The sequence below is a fragment of the Alteromonas sp. ALT199 genome, from assembly GCF_018619335.1.
Taxonomy (GTDB): domain Bacteria; phylum Pseudomonadota; class Gammaproteobacteria; order Enterobacterales; family Alteromonadaceae; genus Alteromonas.
Genome location: NZ_JAHHDX010000016.1, coordinates 1 through 19,914, shown reverse-complemented (window position 1 = coordinate 19,914; position 19,914 = coordinate 1). Strand labels below are relative to the sequence as shown.

General features: G+C 44.1%; 19 protein-coding genes. 6 read left to right on the top strand and 13 right to left on the bottom strand.

Going from position 1 to position 19,914, the window contains the following annotated elements:
* Positions 1–14 precede the first annotated feature (14 nt).
* The 4 genes from KL866_RS02260 to KL866_RS02245 form a co-directional block, all read right to left on the bottom strand.
* The gene (locus tag KL866_RS02260; protein ID WP_214993022.1) at positions 15–1,478 is read right to left on the bottom strand and encodes a potassium/proton antiporter; all 1,464 of its coding nucleotides are present in this window, start codon (positions 1,476–1,478) and stop codon (positions 15–17) included.
* A 161-nt stretch (positions 1,479–1,639) separates the two neighbouring features.
* The gene (gene secD, locus KL866_RS02255) at positions 1,640–4,204 is read right to left on the bottom strand and encodes a protein translocase subunit SecD (protein ID WP_214993020.1); all 2,565 of its coding nucleotides are present in this window, start codon (positions 4,202–4,204) and stop codon (positions 1,640–1,642) included.
* Positions 4,205–4,269: 65 nt separating this feature from the next.
* Positions 4,270–4,602: a hypothetical protein gene (locus tag KL866_RS02250; RefSeq protein ID WP_251139783.1), complete on the bottom strand. Its 333-nt coding sequence runs from the start codon at positions 4,600–4,602 to the stop codon at positions 4,270–4,272.
* 232 nt (positions 4,603–4,834) lie between these two features.
* Complete coding sequence (locus KL866_RS02245) at positions 4,835–5,491, bottom strand: NAD(P)H-dependent oxidoreductase (RefSeq protein WP_025256436.1); 657 nt, start codon at positions 5,489–5,491, stop codon at positions 4,835–4,837.
* A gap of 362 nt (positions 5,492–5,853) precedes the next feature.
* Between KL866_RS02245 and KL866_RS02240 the strand changes: the two genes are divergently transcribed.
* Genes KL866_RS02240 through KL866_RS02230 form a run of 3 tightly spaced genes read left to right on the top strand, consistent with a single transcriptional unit; the run spans position 5,854 to position 9,220 of the window.
* The gene (locus tag KL866_RS02240; protein WP_251139782.1) at positions 5,854–7,770 is read left to right on the top strand and encodes a bifunctional diguanylate cyclase/phosphodiesterase; all 1,917 of its coding nucleotides are present in this window, start codon (positions 5,854–5,856) and stop codon (positions 7,768–7,770) included.
* 51 nt (positions 7,771–7,821) lie between these two features.
* A complete protein-coding gene (locus tag KL866_RS02235; protein WP_214993015.1) occupies positions 7,822–8,769 on the top strand; it encodes a DUF3034 family protein in 948 nt (315 codons plus the stop codon).
* Between the two features lie 16 nt (positions 8,770–8,785).
* Entirely contained in the window at positions 8,786–9,220 is a 435-nt protein-coding gene (locus tag KL866_RS02230) for a group 1 truncated hemoglobin (RefSeq protein ID WP_214993012.1), read from the top strand.
* A 74-nt stretch (positions 9,221–9,294) separates the two neighbouring features.
* On the opposite strand, the gene KL866_RS02225 is transcribed toward KL866_RS02230, so the two are convergent.
* Both KL866_RS02225 and zapE read right to left on the bottom strand, forming a co-directional pair.
* Positions 9,295–10,023 (bottom strand): YebC/PmpR family DNA-binding transcriptional regulator, encoded by a 729-nt coding sequence (locus KL866_RS02225; RefSeq protein WP_025256440.1) that lies wholly within the window; start codon positions 10,021–10,023, stop codon positions 9,295–9,297.
* Positions 10,024–10,353: 330 nt separating this feature from the next.
* The gene (gene zapE, locus KL866_RS02220; protein ID WP_214993009.1) at positions 10,354–11,451 is read right to left on the bottom strand and encodes a cell division protein ZapE; all 1,098 of its coding nucleotides are present in this window, start codon (positions 11,449–11,451) and stop codon (positions 10,354–10,356) included.
* A 255-nt stretch (positions 11,452–11,706) separates the two neighbouring features.
* On the opposite strand from zapE, the gene KL866_RS02215 reads away from it, so the two are divergent.
* The 3 genes from KL866_RS02215 (at position 11,707) to KL866_RS02205 (ending at position 14,960) form a co-directional block, all read left to right on the top strand.
* Positions 11,707–12,144, top strand: a complete 438-nt coding sequence (locus KL866_RS02215; protein WP_025256442.1) for a ZapG family protein — start codon at positions 11,707–11,709, stop codon at positions 12,142–12,144.
* A gap of 88 nt (positions 12,145–12,232) precedes the next feature.
* On the top strand, positions 12,233–13,594 hold the full coding sequence (locus KL866_RS02210) for a DegQ family serine endoprotease (protein WP_214993115.1): 1,362 nt from the start codon (positions 12,233–12,235) through the stop codon (positions 13,592–13,594).
* A gap of 295 nt (positions 13,595–13,889) precedes the next feature.
* A complete protein-coding gene (locus tag KL866_RS02205) occupies positions 13,890–14,960 on the top strand; it encodes a trypsin-like peptidase domain-containing protein (protein ID WP_214993006.1) in 1,071 nt (356 codons plus the stop codon).
* A gap of 155 nt (positions 14,961–15,115) precedes the next feature.
* On the opposite strand, the gene murA is transcribed toward KL866_RS02205, so the two are convergent.
* The 7 genes from murA to mlaF all read right to left on the bottom strand — a co-directional run bounded on the left by murA (position 15,116) and on the right by mlaF (position 19,825).
* A complete protein-coding gene (murA, locus tag KL866_RS02200) occupies positions 15,116–16,378 on the bottom strand; it encodes a UDP-N-acetylglucosamine 1-carboxyvinyltransferase (protein ID WP_214993003.1) in 1,263 nt (420 codons plus the stop codon).
* A 12-nt stretch (positions 16,379–16,390) separates the two neighbouring features.
* Positions 16,391–16,648: a BolA family protein gene (locus KL866_RS02195; RefSeq protein ID WP_025256446.1), complete on the bottom strand. Its 258-nt coding sequence runs from the start codon at positions 16,646–16,648 to the stop codon at positions 16,391–16,393.
* Positions 16,649–16,677: 29 nt separating this feature from the next.
* Positions 16,678–16,986 carry an STAS domain-containing protein gene (locus tag KL866_RS02190; protein ID WP_025256447.1) on the bottom strand — a complete coding sequence of 103 codons (309 nt, stop codon included), beginning with the start codon at positions 16,984–16,986 and terminating at the stop codon, positions 16,678–16,680.
* Positions 16,983–17,648, bottom strand: coding sequence for a phospholipid-binding protein MlaC (locus KL866_RS02185; protein ID WP_214992989.1), 666 nt, complete (start codon positions 17,646–17,648; stop codon positions 16,983–16,985). Before KL866_RS02185 ends, KL866_RS02190 begins: the two co-directional genes overlap by 4 nt.
* A 120-nt stretch (positions 17,649–17,768) precedes the next feature.
* The gene (gene mlaD, locus KL866_RS02180) at positions 17,769–18,242 is read right to left on the bottom strand and encodes an outer membrane lipid asymmetry maintenance protein MlaD (protein WP_025256449.1); all 474 of its coding nucleotides are present in this window, start codon (positions 18,240–18,242) and stop codon (positions 17,769–17,771) included.
* Between the two features lie 9 nt (positions 18,243–18,251).
* Positions 18,252–19,028 (bottom strand): lipid asymmetry maintenance ABC transporter permease subunit MlaE, encoded by a 777-nt coding sequence (gene mlaE / locus KL866_RS02175; RefSeq protein WP_025256450.1) that lies wholly within the window; start codon positions 19,026–19,028, stop codon positions 18,252–18,254.
* Positions 19,025–19,825, bottom strand: coding sequence for a phospholipid ABC transporter ATP-binding protein MlaF (mlaF, locus tag KL866_RS02170; protein WP_025256451.1), 801 nt, complete (start codon positions 19,823–19,825; stop codon positions 19,025–19,027). The genes mlaE and mlaF overlap by 4 nt, the downstream gene beginning before the upstream one ends.
* Between the last annotated feature and the right edge of the window lie 89 nt (positions 19,826–19,914).

The following is a 19,914-nucleotide window of genomic DNA, read 5'->3' as shown; positions in this document are numbered from 1 at the left end:
TTTACAATAGCACCCTATTCCTGCTCGTTGTAAAAGCGCTGCTCAACGGCATTTTTATCAAGCAGTTTGGTGATAATAAAAATTTGGTCGCCCATTTTTATTTTAGTGCTTCCTTTGGGGATCAGAGTTTCTTCGCCGCGGGCTATCATTGCCACTACCGTATTATCGGGTAAAGCTAATTCACTAATCGTTTTATTAAGAGCAGGAGATAACTTTGATACTTCTATTTCGATAAGTTCTCGCTTGCTCTTAGCGACTTTTACAATTTCTAATGTGCTCGATTCTTTTACCTCATCTACTAATACTAAGCCTAACTTTCGCGCCGCGTAGGGTAAAGTTGAGCCCTGCAACAGAGCCGATATTAATACGATAAAGAACACCACATTGAAAATAAGCTCAGCATAAGGCATACCAAATATCAGCGGGAAAATAGCTAAAATAATCGGCACTGAACCGCGCAAACCCACCCATGATATAAGGAGCGATGCTTTGAACGAGAATTTCGAGAGCAACAAAATAGGCATAACCACCAGCGGTCGGGCAATAAAAATAAGTACAAAGGCAATAAGCAACCCTTCTTTCCAATTAACGAAAAGCTCGGTGGGTGTAACGAGCAAACCGAGGATAACGAACATGGCAATTTGCCCCAACCAAGCCAGCCCGTCGAGAAACACAAAGGTATTACGCTGATACGCAAAGCGGCTGTTACCCACGATGACGCCCGTAATGAAAGTAGCCAAGAAACCACTGCCATTTAAGTTTGCTGCTAAGCCAAAAGACAGTACCCCAAACAGCATTACAAATACCGGGTACAAGCCTATGGCCATTAAAGTTACACGCCTGAAAAGCCACACAGCAATACCGCCTATTGCAAGGCCAACTGCTGCGCCAACGCCCATTTGGCTAGCAAATAAAGAGAGCAAATCCAAGGGTTTAGTCGTGCTATCTTGAATAAGCGTAATAAGGCCAATAGTGAGGAATATAGCCATGGGATCGTTCGAGGCACTTTCTAGTTCTAGCGTCGACTTTATTTTAGCGGGAATGCGTATACCTGCGTTGCGCAAAACGGAAAATACCGCTGCGGCGTCGGTTGACCCCACAATAGCCCCCAGCAATAAACCTTTATAGAGTGGTAAATCAAGAATGACCATAGCGGCTATACCGGTAAGTACTGCCGTGCCAACCACGCCAAAGGTTGCAAGCAGAGCTGCCGGTTTCCACGCTTGAATTATGGACTTTTTCGACGTTTGCAGGCCGCCATCAAATAGAATGAGAATAAGAGCAAATGTACCTATAGCATGGGCGGCATCGGCATTATCAAAAAAAATTCGTCCAATACCGTCTTCGCCAGCTAACATGCCTACACCAAGGAACAGCACCAAAACAGGTACACCAAAGCGCGGAGAAAGCTTACTGGCCAGCACACCTAAAATGGCCAGCACTGCGCTAAGTAAAATAATGTGATCAACTGCAAACATTATACGTTCCTTATTGCCCTTGATGCTCACACGCAAAATATAAGGTTATGCGCGCACGCATCAAGGATTCCTGTTAATACTGCTACCTTATCGCGTTTTCTTACCAATGTATTGAGGTACAAAAACGCGGCAGGGTAATGAGGTTAAGGAACTTGTGTCGCCTAAGGGATATGCGACAACGAAGCCTTAATTTCTTCGGCAGTGGGCTTTAACTGTGCTTTACCCTGCTTCTCTCGTCTACTTCCCAATAAATACAGCAAAGTGGAGGTAATAAACAAGGTTGAAGACGTACCAATTACGACAGCAAAGACCATAGGCACCGCAAAACTTTCTACTGCGTCACCACCAAATAAAGCCATAGGGAGCAGCGCTAACAGCGTGGTAACGGACGTAAATACCGTTCGGCTTAATGTGCTGTTCACCGCTTCGTTGATGGTGTTTGCTAAAGGTTTATTCGAGTCTAAACGCAATAGTTCACGGATGCGATCAAGCACCACCACCTTATCATTTATAGAATAACCGATTAATGCCAACAGTGCCGCGACAGCCGTTAAGTTGAATTCAATGCCCGTAAGCGCGAAAAAGCCTATGGTTTTGGTTAAATCGAGTATTACCGTAAGTAGCGCCGCGGTGGCAAAGTGCGCTTCAAAACGCGCCCATAGGTAAACCAACATACCACCACCAGCTATAAGCAGCGCAAGTATTGATAGCTCCGCAAAACCTCCGCTGACTTTAGGCCCAACCATATCTATTTTATCAAAGCGTACCTCACTGTCGGCTTGCGAAATCGCACGTTTTAGTGCGTCAGTCTGCTTTGCATTGCTATTTTCAAGCTCACCACTGCTGTCGAGAACAGGGGCCCGCAATAAGTAGTGATGCTCACTGCCATATTCCTGAATTGCTACTTGATCAAAACCATTACTTTCAATGACATCTCGTAACTCGTCAGTCGAAAGCGCTGGCGCGGTCAACTCAATCATAGTACCGCCAGTAAAGTCGACGCCATAGTGTAAGCCTGGTTTGACAAATAATCCGATTGAAAGCACGGTTAGCACTACTGAAATAGACAATGCAATTTTACGTTTTGCAAGAAAGTTAATACCGCTAAGCTTATCGCTTAAGCGCAGTAGTGGTGAAGAGAAGCGCATAGGCGTGCGATCTCTTACATTTCTTTTTTTCGACTTGACCGCTTTTAGCATTAACATTTTAGTTAGAGCAACCGCAGTAAATACTGAGGATACAAGCCCAAGAGCAATGGTAATGGCAAACCCTTTGATAGGCCCACTACCGAACATAAACAACAAGCTTACCGCTATAAGCGTAGTGAAGTTTGAATCTACTATTGTTGCGAATGCTTTTTCAAAGCCCACTTCTATTGCACTGGCTGCCGGACGGCCTTTTTTACTTTCTTCGCGAATACGCTCATTAATTAAGATGTTCGCATCTACCGCCATACCCATAGTCAGAATCAAACCTGCGATACCCGGTAACGTCAGTGTTGCACCAAATAAGGTTAACGCGCCAAATACCAATGCCATGTTGATACACAGAGCAAAACTTGCAATTGCCCCCCACCTGCCATAAATCGCCACCATAAATGCCAATACCAGTAACGCACCTATCACGCCGCTTTCAACACCAGTTTGAATAGCATCACTACCTAAATCAGGCCCCACCGTGCGTTCTTCAATTATGCTAAGTGGCACGGGTAGCGCGCCAGTGCGAAGCATTAACGCGGTATTACTCGCCTCTGGCAAGGTGAAGTTGCCGGTAATTTCTCCGCGACCACCTGGGATCACGCTGTTAATAACCGGGGCGGTCACCACTTTATCGTCAAGCACAATAGCAAGCACGCGGCCAATGTTGTCACGGGTCATAGTGGCAAACTGCTTAGCACCGGCACTGTCTAAACGAAACGTCACTACAGGCTGACCGGTTTCACTGCTTAGAACACCGGCCGCATCAGTGATATGTTCGCCTTCTAGCGCCACTTTTTGTTCTAAGCGATAGGTATTACCCGCCGCGTCTTGCTTATTCATTACCTGCTCAGACTGGCTGTTCGCGGCCCAGTGAAAAGTCATTTGTGCGGTAGTGCCCAGTAGCTTTTTCACTTGGGTTGGGTCCGACATACCTGGCATCTGAACTAAAATCGCGTCTTTACCCTGCAAGGTAACACTGGGTTCCGTAAGCCCCGTCTCGTTCAAACGCTTTCGTACTACCTCAACACTTCGACTTAATGTGTCCTTAATTAGCTGCTCAGCATAGAGTTCATTAAGTGTAAGAGAGACGGTGTTTTGCTTTATCGCAACATCAAGTGCACTTGTTCCGTTCGGTTGCGCCGAAATTTGATAGGCAATGTCTTTAACCTTTCTTGCATCGTCTGTACTGCGTAACGTAAAAACAACCCTTTCAACACTATCTACGCTGCTGGCCTTCGAAGAAAGAGAGTGAGTTGTTCTGGTATAGCGTACATTTTGACTACGTAATTCGCTAAGTACATCGCTAGAAAAACTGCTGAGTTGCTTCTCAAACAAAGCATTTGTGTCTGCTGCTAAGAGAAGATGCGATCCGCCCTGTAAATCTAAGCCTAATGAAAGTGTGTTAGTGGTGTACCACGTGGGTAACTGCTGTTTAACTGATTGTGGCAATATGTTGGGCGCAGCGCTCAGTAAACCGAGCATAACGATGAGCACATACACAAAGCCACGAAATGAAAATCGTGCCATTTTAAATCCTGAATAATTAAGTTTTAAAACGCTTGAACGAAAAACAAAGATGTTTTGCTTTCACGTTAGCGCATGTAAAGGGATTCACTCAGGATGGAAGGTGGTCCTCGCGGGCTCGCTTTTACCCATGCTTTACTATTAAAGAAAGGGCCTGCTGATGGTACCTTGGTGGATAACGCTTTGTTAAAGGCAAAGTTTAACAATGCCGTTATAGAGCCTTGCGGCTCTGCGTCGATAGGCTTTTCGCCTTTCTCACCGGTTAGCTTAGTTACGCTAAACCTAAGAGAGTAGCTTTGCGTATTGTGAACAAACTTGGCCAGCGGGGATTGCGATGTAACTTCAGCATTACTCGCTACATCGGCTGTCTGAAAACCTGTACTAACAATTAGATACGACAATACCCACGCCAAAAGAAACGGCGTAAATGAAGAAGGTTGAAAGCGTTTTATAAAAGCGCGCACGGTATTTAGACTGGTTTTATTAACAATACGATTTTAGACAAGCGATAAATGGGGGCGGACAAATTATTTTCAACGCGAGTTTGCACAAGTCTTACAAATAAAAAAGCGCCGTTAAAGGCGCTCTTTTACAATTTATACTTACTTAAAACAGCTGGCTGTTCTATAAGAACTAAACCACTGCAATTACGTCATCTTTTGGCAAGCGGGCTTTAGGTAAACCGTAGTTCCAGTCTTGCTCTGTATCAGGGTAGCCCATAGCCAGTGCAACTTCACAAATATGACCGTCTAGTTCGTCAGCGAATAATTCACCTAACATATCAGGGTCAACACCCTCCATCGGCGTAGACGCAATACCCAAACGAGCTAATGTATGCATTACATTTCCAAGTGCAAGATACACCTGCGCTTTAGTCCACGCTGCGTTATTACCATTTTCATCGGTATTCGCTTCAGCGAAAGCATAAGCACCCATAAAGTTTTCACGCATATCTTCAGGTAAATGACCAGAAGCGACTTCTGCATCTACACGTTTAACAAACTTTTCTTTAGTGAATTTAGGGTCGTAAGCAAATAAGATAGTGTGCGATGCTTCTTTCGCGTGAAGCTGGTTAAACTGATGCTTATTTTCAAAACTATCATGTAAACGCTGCTTTGCTTCGTCGCTTTCAACAACCACAAACTTCCACGGTTGTGAATTAATCGAAGACGCTGATAATCTTAACGTTTCTAAAATGGTAGCAAGGTCGTCAGCTGAGATGCGTTTGTTTGCATCGTACTTCTTGACCGTATAACGCTTGTTTAAATCTTCGATAATTGGATGAGACACAACTAACTCCTCAATATATAAATGGGAAAAATCTAAAAGTTGTGCGTATGGTATTGACTCATCTTTTCAATGATAAGCCCTCTAATAGCTGAATCAGTTTCAAAATATTTTTGAAACTGTGATGGATACCCAGAAAAATTAGGGTTTAGAACTGTTTATTTCGCAAACCCATCAATAATTAGAAATGACTAATATAAATCGATAACTAAGCAGATAGTAACTAATGCATGAGAATAATTGAATAGGCTATTGAGGTAGTCTATCTTTTACGAAGAAAGGTAATATATCGCTAGCAGGTTACCCTAGATTTAGCCGCAAAAGCTTCGACAAATTTTTCTGTAATATGGATATCAAATAAAATTTTGGAGAACCACACTCAATCTCATGATTTAGCAAAAGGTCAGCAAGAAATGGTCGCCGTGCGATTTCGCCGGCGCTATCGACTCTGTCAAGTATTAACCATTATTGGGGTGCTGTTTCTTTTGGCTTTAGGCAGCATAAACCTAATGGGTAACATGGTGTTTCTGGGCGTTCTACTGACGAGTAATGCAGTTGTTGGTTTGATTAACCTGTACTTCCTAAAACGTTCAGGTAATGTGGAACGCGCTGCCACTGTACTTAGCTGTATTCTCTGTTTTCTTTCCATATCACTGCTTATTACTGGCGGAAAAGACAATACGGGTATGCTATGGATTTACCCGATAATGGCCATCAACCTATTTATTAACCGCTTTTGGCCAGCAGTTGTCATTTTTTCCTTTTTTACTATTGCTAGCCTGCTTGTGCTATTCACGCCGCTCTCTTTTTTATTAATGACTAGCTACTCTTTAGTCGAAGCAATACGTTTTGTTCTTACCATGCTGGCACTGAATGTTATTTGCTTGGCCGCACTTTATTCAGAAGAGCAGGCCTATCGAACGATCATTCAACTTCACGCTGATGATGTCCGTCAAATGGCTTTTTTCGATACATTGACAGGCCTTCCTAATCGCTGGAATTTCAAAAACAATCTACAGCGTTTAATCAGCCGTGCGAAAAAAGACAATCGTCGCATAGGGCTACTTTATATCGACCTTGATAACTTTAAACAGGTAAATGACCAATTTGGTCATGAAGTTGGAGACCGGTTACTACTCGAGTTTAGTGAGCGCCTCTGGGAAGTCATTCGACCTAGCGACCAATTATTCAAGCCAAATAAAGATAGTCTGGCTAGGCTAGCAGGTGACGAATTCGTAGTCATTTTGCCTGATATGAAAAAGCCGCAAGATGCCAGCAAAGCCGCAGAACGCATTTTACGGGTATTTGACAATGGGTTTGATGTTGACGGTGTTTCTCACAATGTTTATGCCAGTATAGGCATAGCCGTTTACCCGGATGACGCAATCGAGCCAGCGACATTGCTGCAACATGCTGATGCGGCTATGTATGATGCGAAAGATAACGGTCGCAACTGCTATAGGTTCTTCACTAAGGATATAGCAATGGCGTTACACCAACGCCAAAAAATAGAAAAAGGGCTGAGGCTTGCAATCAGTGAAAGCCAATTTTCATTGGTATACATGCCAATATTTGATTGTAAAGATAACACTATTGTCGCGGTGGAAGCATTGCTAAGGTGTCAAAGCGAAGAATTAGAGGGCATTGGACCTGACGACTTCATACCCGTTGCAGAATCTACCGGTCTTATTAAAGAAATAGATTTGTGGGTCATTGATAATGCGTTAAATGCGCTAACGCAATTACAAAGCTCTTGCGCCTTCGAAGGGAAGATGTGTATTAACGTATCTGGTGTAGAACTCAATAACGAAAACTTCCCTTCACAAGTTAAAGCGCTTCTATTGAAAAACAAAGTTTCACCTGAAAGCGTTGAATTCGAGATAACGGAAACAGCATTCGTTGCTGGAGATATGACCTGCCTTGATACGCTTAAAGCATTGAACGAGCTAGGCATTTCGTTAGCGCTTGATGACTTTGGAACAGGTTATACAGCCTTCAGCCAGCTTATTCACTACCCCGCCAACTGCCTGAAGATAGACCGCTCTTTCGTAAACGATCTTTTTTCTGCTTCTGAGTCGCGTAGTAAAATGGTCATGATTATTCAAAACCTTGCCAAACTGTACAGTCTTCGCGTGATCGCCGAAGGCGTAGAAACAGAAGAACAGCTCGCTTATTTAAAGAGCCTTGGGTGCGATTGGGCACAAGGATATTACCTTTCTCGCCCACTACCATGGAACGAACTACTAAATCAGATTACTGTAAACATCAAAGAACGCGAATAACGTTATGATAATCCAAACATAGCACCGCGATAACACTATTAGGCTCAATCAATGATAAAGCGCTTGTTACTTCCCTTACTTTTTTTATCGCCGTTAGCAAACGCTGATAGCGGCTCTCGCTTAATAGCCTCGGGCGGAATTAATGGCTTTGAAGGTACCGCAGGTGGCGGCATAACTCCTTGGGCATTTATTGGCGGGTACACGAGTAAAGAAGAGGTTAACTATTCTGCCAATGTTCAATACTTAAGCCTTAACGATTACTCACTCACTACTGCTGGTGCTGGCATAAGTCTTTTCGACCGCGTGGAAATTAGCGTACAGCGTCAGCGTTTAGATATTTCAGCCGGGTTAACCAGCAATGTTTTTGCGCTACTTACAGATGGTGCGGTGACCAATGCTAACAGTACAACTATTGAGCAAGATATTGTGGGGGCAAAGGTTAAATTGTTCGGAGATGGCGTTTTTACCCAAAACTCATGGGCCCCGCAAATTGCTTTAGGCGCCCAATACAAGAAAAACAGAGATTTTGATAGCTCACTTTCATTGCCAGATGGCACCGTTCCACTACCTGAGGTAGGGGTACCTTTACTGTTAGGCGCAAAGAACGACAGTGGCACTGACATCTACCTTTCAGCGACTAAATTATGGTTGGGCACACCGTCAGGCTATAATTTACTTACTAATTTAACCGCCAGGTACACTAAGGCAAATGTGTTTGGTCTATTGGGTTTTGGTGCTGAAGGTAACAACAATGCAGAAGTTGAGTGGGAAGGCTCCGTTGCAGTATTAATCAGCCCTACCACGGCAATAGGCACTGAGTTTCGGACGCAAACTAATCGGCTGGGGGGGCTAGCCGAAGAGGACACGGTTATTGATGCTTTTATTGCTTACTTTCCAAATAAGTCTATTTCAATCACCGCTGCCTATGTGGATTTAGGTAATTTACCGCTGCAAGAGAGCACTAGTGGCTTCTACCTAACGGTAAATGGCAATTTTTAATGGGGAGATACCGCATATGAAATTGTTGAAATGTATTCCTATTGCAGTACTAGCGCTACTAAACATTTTACTTTCAGGTTGTGCAAGTACTGAAAAGCAAAGTCTGTATGATGAAATTGGTGGCCATAAAACCCTGAACACTGTCTATGGTGTGGCTATCACCCGTATTTACACTGACCCTGTCATTGGACACTACTTTAAAGGGGTGCCAAAAAAGCACCTACGAGACCAACTCGTTTTGCAAACCTGTGAATTAATTGGCGGGCCTTGCGAGTACGATGGAAAAACAATGTTGGAGTCTCACAAAGGTCTTAACATCAAAGAACGTGAATTCTATATTTTGGTAGAGTATGTTCAAGGCGCTATGCGCGATGTAGGCCTTACCTATCAACAAGAAAACCGTATTCTGAAAAAGTTAGCGCCAATAAAGTACGAAACGGTTTATCTTTAAACGCCGTTTAACGTTTGAGCACATGAAAAAAACCTCGCATTGGCGAGGTTTTTTATTCATGAGGATTGTGTTTATTAGTTACTGCTCGGCGTAATCGCGTTGTGGTAAACGTCTTGGACGTCGTCACAGTCGTTAAGCATGTCCATGAATTTTTCAAACATTGGCATATCTTCTTCGCTGATCTCTGTTTCAGTCTGAGGCATCCAGCTCATCTCATCGGCAATAAACGTAATATCTGGGTAAGCTTCAGTTAGCGCTGTTTTTACTTGATAGAATTCAGTATGCGGCGCATAAACCGTCACTTTACCGTCTTCAACTTCAACGTCAGTTACATCTACATCTGCTTCCATCAGCACTTCTAAGATAGCGTCTTCGTCGTCACCTTCGAACTGGAATACCGCTTGGTGATCGAACATATGCGATACCGCACCCTGCGCACCTAACTTGGCATTGGTTTTAGTAAAGCAGTTGCGCACCTCGGTAATAGTTCGGTTTGCGTTGTCAGACAAGCAGTCAACAATAACCATACAGTTACCCGGGCCGAAACCTTCATAACGCATAGGCTGAAAATCTTCGCCAGCGCCACCAGCCGCTTTATCAATCGCTTTTTCGATAACGTGGCTTGGTACTTGGTCTTTCTTCGCTTTTTCCATTAGGCGGCGAAGTGAAAGGTTGGTGTCTGGGTCAGCACCACCATTTTTCGCACACACGTAAATTTCTTTACCGTATTTAGAATAAACTTTAGTTTTTTGGCCGGCAGTTTTTGCCATGGCGTTTTTACGAACTTCGAATGCTCTTCCCATCTTAAAATTCTCTTTCTCGCAATTTGAAATGCTGCGTTGGGTTTTATCGGGCTACCTGTTGCCTGACCGTTCATCAGGCGCATCGCTCTGCCTTACTTGGTAACATTGCCGAACTCGACGTTTCTATAAATGGTCGAACGCGACGGTGCTAAAAATTGCCAAGCGAAACACTGCTCAAAATAACGGTAGGCCAAGCGACACAAAAAATTTGGACGAAATTCTACCTTAATTTTCGTGTAATACCAATGTGAACGCCTCTAGAAAGGGTGCAGGTTGGTAGCTTTCACATTTTCAATGAGGTCAAAATGTACTCTGACCCCATATTTATGCTTACGGTAGGTGTTCGGTGGCCAGATAATCATGTGACTGCATTTCCTTTAAGCGGCTAAGACAGCGTCTAAACTCAAAGTTAAGCAGCCCCTCTGTATACAGGCTTTCTAGCGCCACTTCTGCCGATATGATGAGTTTTACGTTTCGCTCGTAAAACTCGTCTACCATAGCAATGAAACGGCGCGCTACATCGTCATTATGCTGGCCCATTTCTTTAACGTTAGCTAGCAGCACGGAATGATAACAGCGGCTTAATTCTATGTAGTCGCTCTGACTACGCGGCCCACCACACATTGCTTTAAAATCAATCATCAATACCCCATCAGCGTTTTGGAGGGTAGCGATTTTGCGGTTATTCACCTCTATTTCTTCTTCTTTAGAACCTTCCTCTGGCGCTAGTTGAGAAAAGTAGCTACGTAAGTTTTCTGTGGCTTCATCATCGAGTGGATAATGGTAAATTTCAGCTTGCTCTAACGTTCTAAGACGATAATCGATACCGCTATCAACATTTACCACTCGGGTGTTTTGATTAAGTAAGTCGATAGCTGGTAAAAATCGCGCACGCTGTAAACCGTTTTTGTATAAATCATTAGGCACTATGTTAGAAGTAGCTACTAACACAATTCCATGGCTAAACAACTCTTCCATTAACGTCCCTAAAATCATGGCATCGGTTATGTCAGACACGAAAAACTCGTCGAAGCAAATAACTCGCGCTTCTTTTGCTAGCTTAACGGCTACCAGCTTTAACGGATCCTGCGCATTTTTGAGCTGTTTTAGTTCGTCGTGCACGCGATACATAAAGCGATGAAAGTGCACCCGCATTTTCTTTTTAAAAGGCAAGCAATCATAGAAGGTATCGACTAAGTAGGTCTTACCTCGCCCTACCCCACCGTAAAAATAAATACCTTGAATACCTGGTTTTGTATGGCCCTTACCAAACGCTGCTTTTAACTTAACCCGCCAAGTCACTTTCCTTTCAGGCTGGGTAAGTTCGTCGTACAAACGCTGAAGTTCTTTTACTGCATTTTCTTGTGCCGCGTCATAATGAAAATCAGACGACTTAAGATCTAGCTGATATTTTTCCCATGGCGTCATCGCCGAAACCACTCCGTACAAAAGTCAATAGCGGCGCACGCTGCACCGACCTGCTTGAATTTCTCAATTATGACCTTAATTTTAATGTAAATCACGGTAGAATCTCACATTGAAATTCGACATACACTGAATAAATGTCACTATGTATGCGCTTTTCGGGTTTGACCTTGCTATATTCAGCATATGGTCGAAAGCAGCTTTTAGATCGTAAAAGTAGAGATCGGCTGCACGATGTAGATTTATTCGGAGAATATAATGGAATTGTTAGTATCTCTTGCTTTGTTAGTTGTTGGTTTAATTATTGGCTTTTTCGCTGGTCGCTTTCTTCAACAAAAGCAAGGCGCAGGTAACGCTGCACAAACTGAAAAACAAGTTAAAGAGATTCTCGCACAACAGGCGCAGCATCACATTCATCAAACTCGTCAAAGCTTAGAAAGCATTGAGAGCCAGTGCGAAACGTTAAAACAACAGATTGAAGAATACGAAACACTGCTTGAACAAGGCGGTGATGAAGAAGACAGCAAGGTTCCTTTTTATGGGGAACAAGCTACAACTTATTTGCGCAATAATTTGAAAGGGGCTGACAAGTCTAAAGTAAATCGTGTTTCTGATACCCAACCGAAAGACTTTGCAAACACAGGGTCTGGGTTATTCGTCGGCGGTTCTGAACAGAATAACGCAGAAAAACAGTAACATCGGGAACTTTATTCCAACGTCAGACTCTTTTACTGAAACCATGCTATGTCGCATATAACATGAAGGAGTGTAAGCGAACATGAAAATGTCTTTCCGCCATTGTCTATTGGCGTCTGCCGTTGTTGTAAGTTCATTGGGCTTTACTGCTAGTACGCAGGCGGCGTTACCGTTTTTTTCTGATTCAAAAGACGAAGTGCCGTCTTTAGCCCCTATGCTCGAAGAAGCGACTCCTGCGGTAGTAAGTATCGCTGTTGAAGGTACGCAAACTTCCACACAACGCGTACCAGAAATGTTTCGCTACTTCTTTGGTGCACCGCAAGAGCAAGTTCAAGAACGTCCTTTCCGAGGTCTTGGTTCTGGTGTCATTATTGATGCCGATAAAGGTTATGTGGTAACCAACAATCACGTTGTTGATAACGCGGACGAGATCACCGTTAAATTAACCGACGGACGCGAGTTCAAAGCGAAAAAGCTGGGTTCTGATGAACAAAGTGATATTGCTTTACTTAAGATTGAGCCCGATGATTTAAAAGCGTTGCCGCTTGCCGATTCTGACGTACTGCGCGTGGGTGATTTTGTGGTAGCAATTGGTAATCCATTCGGCCTTTCACAAACGGTTACCTCAGGCATTGTGAGTGCCTTAGGCCGTTCTGGTTTAAACATAGGTGGTTACGAAGACTTCATTCAAACCGATGCAGCTATTAACCGCGGGAACTCTGGTGGCGCACTAGTTAACCTTCACGGTGAGTTAGTTGGTATTAACACCGCTATTTTCGGTCCTAATGGTGGCAATGTAGGCATTGGTTTTGCTATTCCTGCCAATATGATGAAAAGCCTGGTTGACCAAATTGCTGAATTTGGTGAAGTACGCCGTGGTCTATTAGGTATTTTAGGTAGCGACATAGACGCGGGTCTTGCCGAAGCCATGAATGCCGACGTAAATATTGGTGCATTTGTGAGTGAAGTACAGCCTGACTCGGCCGCAGAGAAAGGCGGTCTACAAGCAGGCGACATTATTACCGCAATAAACGGTCGAAAACTTCACAGTTTCCAAGAACTACGAGCAAAGATTGCGAGTATGGGGGCTGGCGCTGAAGTTGAACTTACCGTTATGCGTAAAGGTAAGAAGATGAGCGTAGATGTTGTACTGGACGATGCTACCGATACCACAGTTACTGCAGCTCAAATTCATCCAGCCCTTGACGGTGCCACGCTATCTAACGGTACTGACGATGCTGGCAATGCCGGTGTGGTCGTGTCTGAAATTGAACGCGGTGCGCCTGCGTCGCGTATTGGCCTTCAGTCTGACGATGTAATCGTTGGTGTAAACCGTGTACGTACTTCGACGGTAGCCGAATTTAGAAATGCTCTTGATGAAGCTAAAGGTGTAATTGCTCTTAACGTCAAACGTGGCAACTCTACTTTGTATTTAGTTATCAGGCAGTAGTTTTTATCTAGGCAACTACTGAGTTATTTAATTAAACGGCGCTGAATAGCGCCGTTTATTTTGGTACCACCAAAATACCCCCCTCCACAATGTGTGGTGAAAACGCGCTAGGCAAAGAACAATACGTAAATTGTGTTACATAAAATTTGCGTTTCATTACGGTAGTTTAGTGAATAAAGTGATATCCTTTACAGTAATAATGTAATTTCAAAACGTTGCGCTTTCAATTTGTGAAGTAGCACCGCTATAACGGTGCGTATGAAATAAGTGTGACAGATAACAATAAGTGTGACTTGTGACTGGCCGCTCAATATTTAACTTCTTACTTAAATCTATCATCCTAGGCGTTGCCGTTGCGGCTTTGCTGTTGATTTTTGTGCCAGAGCTTAGGCAAGGTAAGGGGCTCGCCCAAGGCTTTTTTAATGAGCCATCCGTTAGTGCCAGTCGCGAAAGCTATTTTTCAGCGTTGAGCCGTTCCGCGCCAGCCGTTGTAAACATATATAGCGTTAGTATTGAAAACGGTTCAGGCATATTTCGAAATCAATCTCGTGGGCGCACCAACTTGGGCTCTGGCGTTATTATGACAGAGAACGGCTACTTACTTACCTGCCACCACGTTGTAGCCAATGCCGACAGCATTTACGTAGCAGTGCAAGACGGCCGTATCTTAGAAGCGCAGATTGTAGGTACCGACCCGCTCACCGACCTTGCCGTATTGAAAGTTACCGCTGATAACCTACATATTATCCCTCAAGTTTCAGAACCCGATACCCATGTGGGCGACGTGGTAATGGCGATTGGCAACCCGTTCGACTTGGGTCAAACCATTACTCAAGGCATTGTTAGTAGAGCGGGTCGCAATGGCCTGTCGAACTATGTCGATTTCATTCAAACCGATGCGGTGTTAAACCAAGGAAACTCTGGTGGTGCTTTAGTAGATAGTAACGGTATTCTACTGGGTATCACTAACGCAAATTTCCAAGTGCTAGATTCTAACAATCGCGCTCGCAATGTAGATGGAATTAACTTTGCTGTTCCTTATGAACTGGCTAAGCGCGTTATGGATGAAATTATCAGCAATGGACGAGTTGTGCGCGGCCAGCTTGGATTTGTAGGCGGAGAGAATCGCAACCGCCCAGGCATTGATGTCCAGGCGGTAGCCAAAGGTAGCCCTGCCGATATCGCAGGTATTCGCCCTGGTGATATTATAGTAGCCATTGACGGTGTACGTTTGGAAAGCGCGTCTAAGACACTAGATATGATTGCTGAAACCGAACCTGGCACCGAGCTTGAGATTGAACTTAGTCGCGATGGTCGCTCGATTGCGCTAACAGCCACCGTTGGAGAGCTTCGTGCGGGGCAATAGGCCTTTGTAATACTTAGCGTTTGCTTAGTCAGCGTTTAAGCTTTTAACACAGCTGTAGAAAGCATCTAGAAAAATTACGTAAATGAAAAGTTTATACATAGAAAAGCGCCGCATTAACTAATGCGGCGCTTTTTTTACTTTACAGAGCTACAAAATCACTCTTTAACACGTTCGATAATAGCTCCTAGGCCACCTAACTTTTCTTCAATCGATTCGTAACCACGATCTAAGTGGTAAATACGATTTACGTGAGTCTCGCCTTCTGCGATAAGCCCAGCAATAACCAAACTTGCTGAGGCGCGAAGGTCGGTTGCCATTACAGGCGCACCTTTTAGGCTTGAACTGCCTTTAGACACGGCTGAGTTCGCTTCTAACGCAATTTCTGCGCCCATACGCTGTAACTCTGGCACATGCATAAAGCGATTCTCAAAAATAGTTTCTGTAATTACACCTGTACCTTCTGCAACGCAGTTTAGGGTAACAAACTGAGCTTGCATATCAGTAGGAAATGCTGGGTGTGGTGCGGTTTTTACGCGCACAGCCTGTGGCTTACGCCCTTCCATATCTAACTCAATCCAATCTTCGCCTACGGTAATTTTCGCGCCAGCTTGCTCTAGTTTATCTAGCACAGCATCTAACGTTTCAGGCGCCGCATGGGTACAGCGAATTTTGCCGCCGGTTACGGCAGCCGCAACCAAGAAAGTACCGGTTTCAATACGATCTGGCAGTACGGCATAATCACAACCATTTAAGGTTTCTACACCTTCAATGGTAATTTTATCGCTTCCTGCACCTGTAATTTTCGCACCCATTTGAATAAGACAGTTCGCTAGATCAACAATTTCAGGTTCACGTGCCGCGTTTTCCAAAATAGTCGTGCCGTCAGCTAACGCTGCAGCCATCAGTAGGTTTTCGGTTGCGCCTACACTCACCATATCCATAAAGATACGCGCGCCTTTTAAACGGCCATCAACCTCTGCACGAATATAGCCTTCGTCTACTTCAATCTTTGCGCCCATCTTTTCAAGGCCAGTCAAATGAAGGTTTACCGGGCGTGCACCTATGGCACAACCACCAGGCAAAGACACGTTTGCTTTGCCCTGCTTAGCTAGCAATGGACCTAACACCAAAATTGAAGCACGCATGGTACGCACTAAGTCGTAAGACGCGGTCACACTTTCAAGTGTACTTGCATCGATAACTATATCGTTAGGCGCGGGTTGCGCTACTTCAACACCAAGCTCCCGCAAAAGCGCAGTAGTCGTGTTGATATCACGAAGACGAGGTACATTGGTGTAACGACAAGAGGAATCGGTAAGTAGGCTTGTCATCAATAAAGGCAAAGCAGCGTTTTTCGCTCCTGAAATACGCACAGTACCATTAAGGGCCGGGCCCTTTTTAATTACGAGTTTATCCACGTGATGCGCCTATTATTGAGGGATATTAAACTGGCGCTCACGCTCCCAGTCTTTTACTGAAAAGGTCTTGATAGTGATTGCGTGCATGCTGCCGTCTGCAATTTTATCGGCCAGTGGTGCATATACAGCTTGCTGGCGCTTCACACGGCTCATTTCGTTAAATGCATCGCTTATGGCAATGATATTAAAATGCGAACCTTCGCCCTTAACGTGGACTTCGTGAAGGTCTAGCGCATCTTTCAAGATTTTTTCAATTTCAGACAATTCCATAACTTACTTCTTAATTCGCTTACTGGTGTTTATTTTACGGGTAAAAAGCTATCCGCGTCGCTAATTTTTGCAAGCTTTTGTAGCTTCTCAGGCATTTTATAAAGGGTCATGCTAACACCATTTTGCATTGCATCCCTAACGGCATTAATAAGCCATGCTAAACCTGCACTGTCTGCACGCTCCACATCGCTTAAATCGATTTCGCATCTTTTTTTGTTAATCAAAGTACTACGTTCGTTGCCACTTAAACTTTCCCAAAAGTTTTTAGTCAGCGTCTCACGGTCGAGGTGACCGTGAATCACTATATTGCCTTTGTCGTTTACCTCGAATAGGCTCACTCAGCCTCTCCTTCGATCTCAATTGGCTCACCCTGCTTAAGCTCAACTGGCTTGCCGATTTTGTCACGCATTAATGCGATAACTGCATCAATACCATCTTGACGAAGGATTGATTCAAATTCACTGCGCTTGCTGTTCAGCATACTAATACCTTCAGCTACCATATCGTAAGCTTTCCATTTATTCGTTTTACTATCTTTACGAACTTTAAAAGCGATTTTGATTTCAGGACGGCTTGGGTCTTGAACTACAGCGCGAACAGTCACTGATTTTTTATCGTCAAAAGAGGATTCAGGCTCAAAGATAACTTCTTGGTTGTCGTAGTACCCCATCGCAACAGCGTAGGTCGTCACTAGATATTGACGGAAAACGCTGATGTACTCACCCATTTTTTCCTGAGGCACAGATTTGAAATGCTTACCTAACACCATAAAAGCTGCAAATTTATAGTCAATGTGCGGAACAAGCTCTTCCTGCATGATAGTACGCAGCATTTCAGGGTCGTTTTTAATCGCTTCCTGATTTGCTTTAATACGCTCAAACGTGCGATTCGCTACATCTTGAACCAGCTCATACGGATTCTGTTCATTCACTTCTTGCGCATTTGCTATGCCCGCCACAGACATCATGAAGATGCCAATTGCTACCATAAACTTTCTCAAAATAACTCTCCTAACTTCAAACTCTTTTAAGCAGACCTGACAAACCCTTAGTTAGTTTCATCAAGTCGCAACAATTTATTAACGGCCGAGTGTTTAACACTCGCGATGTTCTAATAACGATTAGTCGTCGTCACTGCCACGGTTAAACAAGAACTGACCGATCAGGTCTTCAAGCACTAACGCAGATTTCGTATCTTGTAAGTAATCTCCGTCTTGTAGGTTAGCAACCCCGTCAAAAGAAAACCCTGGTTGGAAACCAACATACTGCTCACCTAGTAATCCTGACGTCAAAATAGACACCGAGCTTGTTTCAGGGAATCCGTTGTATTCATTTAAAATAGATAGTTCCACTACCGGCGTGAAATCTTCTTGATCTAAAGAAATAGATGACACGCGACCAACCGTTACACCACCTACTTTCACAGCAGAGCGAGGCTTTAATCCACCAATGTTGTCGAACTTCGCGTATAACGTGTAGGTATCGCCTTCGGTAGCTACTGTTTGGTTCGCCACTTTAAGTGCCAATATTAACAACGCACCGATGGTAAGCATGACAAACACACCAACCATTACTTCCGTTTTATACTTACTCATACCAATCCCCTACTCGATACCAAACATAAGGGCGGTTAGCACGAAGTCCAGCCCTAATACTGCTAATGATGAATAAACTACCGTCTCGGTAGTCGCTTTGCTGATCCCTTCCGACGTTGGAATAGAATCGTAACCTTTAAATATGGCAATCCACGTTACAACCAAGGCGAAAACAAGGCTTTTTATAACGCCGTTGATGACATCTTGGTTCCAGTCTACAGTTGACTGCATAATTGACCAATAACTACCCGCGTCAACGCCTAGCCAGTCAACACCGACTAAGTGTCCGCCTAAAATACCAATGGCACTAAAAATAATGGCTAGCATCGGCATAGCTAACATCCCCGCCCAAAAGCGCGGAGCAACAATTCGTCTTAGCGGGTCTACCGCCATCATTTCTAAGCTGCTTAACTGCTCAGTGGCTTTCATAAGCCCAATTTCTGCAGTAAGGGCCGAACCGGCACGACCGGCAAATAGTAATGCAGTAACCACTGGCCCAAGCTCTCGTAGAAGCGACAGCGCAACCATAGGGCCTAAGCTTCCCTCTGCACCGTAATCCACTAAGATGGTGTAACCTTGAAGAGCCATTACCATGCCGATAAAGAGTCCCGACACCATAATGATCAACAGTGACTGCACACCAACCACATACAATTGTTTAATAACCAGTGGGATATTCTTTGCTCGAGGAACAGCGATGAGTGCGCCAAACAACATCAGCGCTGCTCGACCAATCGAGGTAACTTTCCCTATTGTTTTAGCGCCTATCGATTGAAAGAAGTTCATTTGCCTGCCCCCAAAAAGCTTGTTTTCAAGTCAGGAGCAGGATAATGAAATGGTACAGGACCATCTGCTTTTCCTTTCAAAAACTGCTGAACCAATTCAGAATCGCTGTCTTTGATTTGCTGTGCTGTACCTTCACCTATTACCCGCTTATCGGCCAGAATATAAATATAATCGGCAATGGTCAGCACTTCCGTTACGTCGTGGGTCACGACGATGCTTGTAAGGCTAAGGGCATCATTAAGCTCACGAATAAGCTTCACAAGCACGCCCATCGAAATAGGATCCTGTCCGGCAAACGGCTCGTCATACATAATTAAGTCAGGGTCTAGCGCTATAGCTCTAGCCAAAGCAGCCCTTCTCGCCATCCCACCTGAAAGTTCGCTCGGCATTAATTTCGCCGCGCCACGCAATCCCACCGCCTGTAGCTTTAAAGCGACAATCGTAGCGATAACATCGTCGCTTAATTTTGTATGCTCGCGAAGTGGAAACGCCACATTGTCGAAGACGCTCATATCAGTGAACAAAGCGCCACTTTGAAATAGCATGCTCATTCTGCGACGGGTCTCGTAAAGTGATTTTCTCGACATAGAGACAATTGAGTCGCCGTCGAACTTAACGTCACCTTCATCTGGTGTTAACTGCCCGCCTATAAGGCGAAGCAAGGTGGTTTTACCTATTCCACTTGGCCCCATTACCGCGGTAATTTTACCCTTAGGTACCTTGAGCGAAATCCCTTCATATATGATGCGATCTGCGCGTTTAAAGGTAAGGTTATCTACTTCAACTAAATGATCCATAGTTACTTAAATGTCGACCCTTGACGTAAGATTGAGCCCTTTTTACAAAGCGTTCAATTCACTTAAAAATAATATTAAATGCATATGAG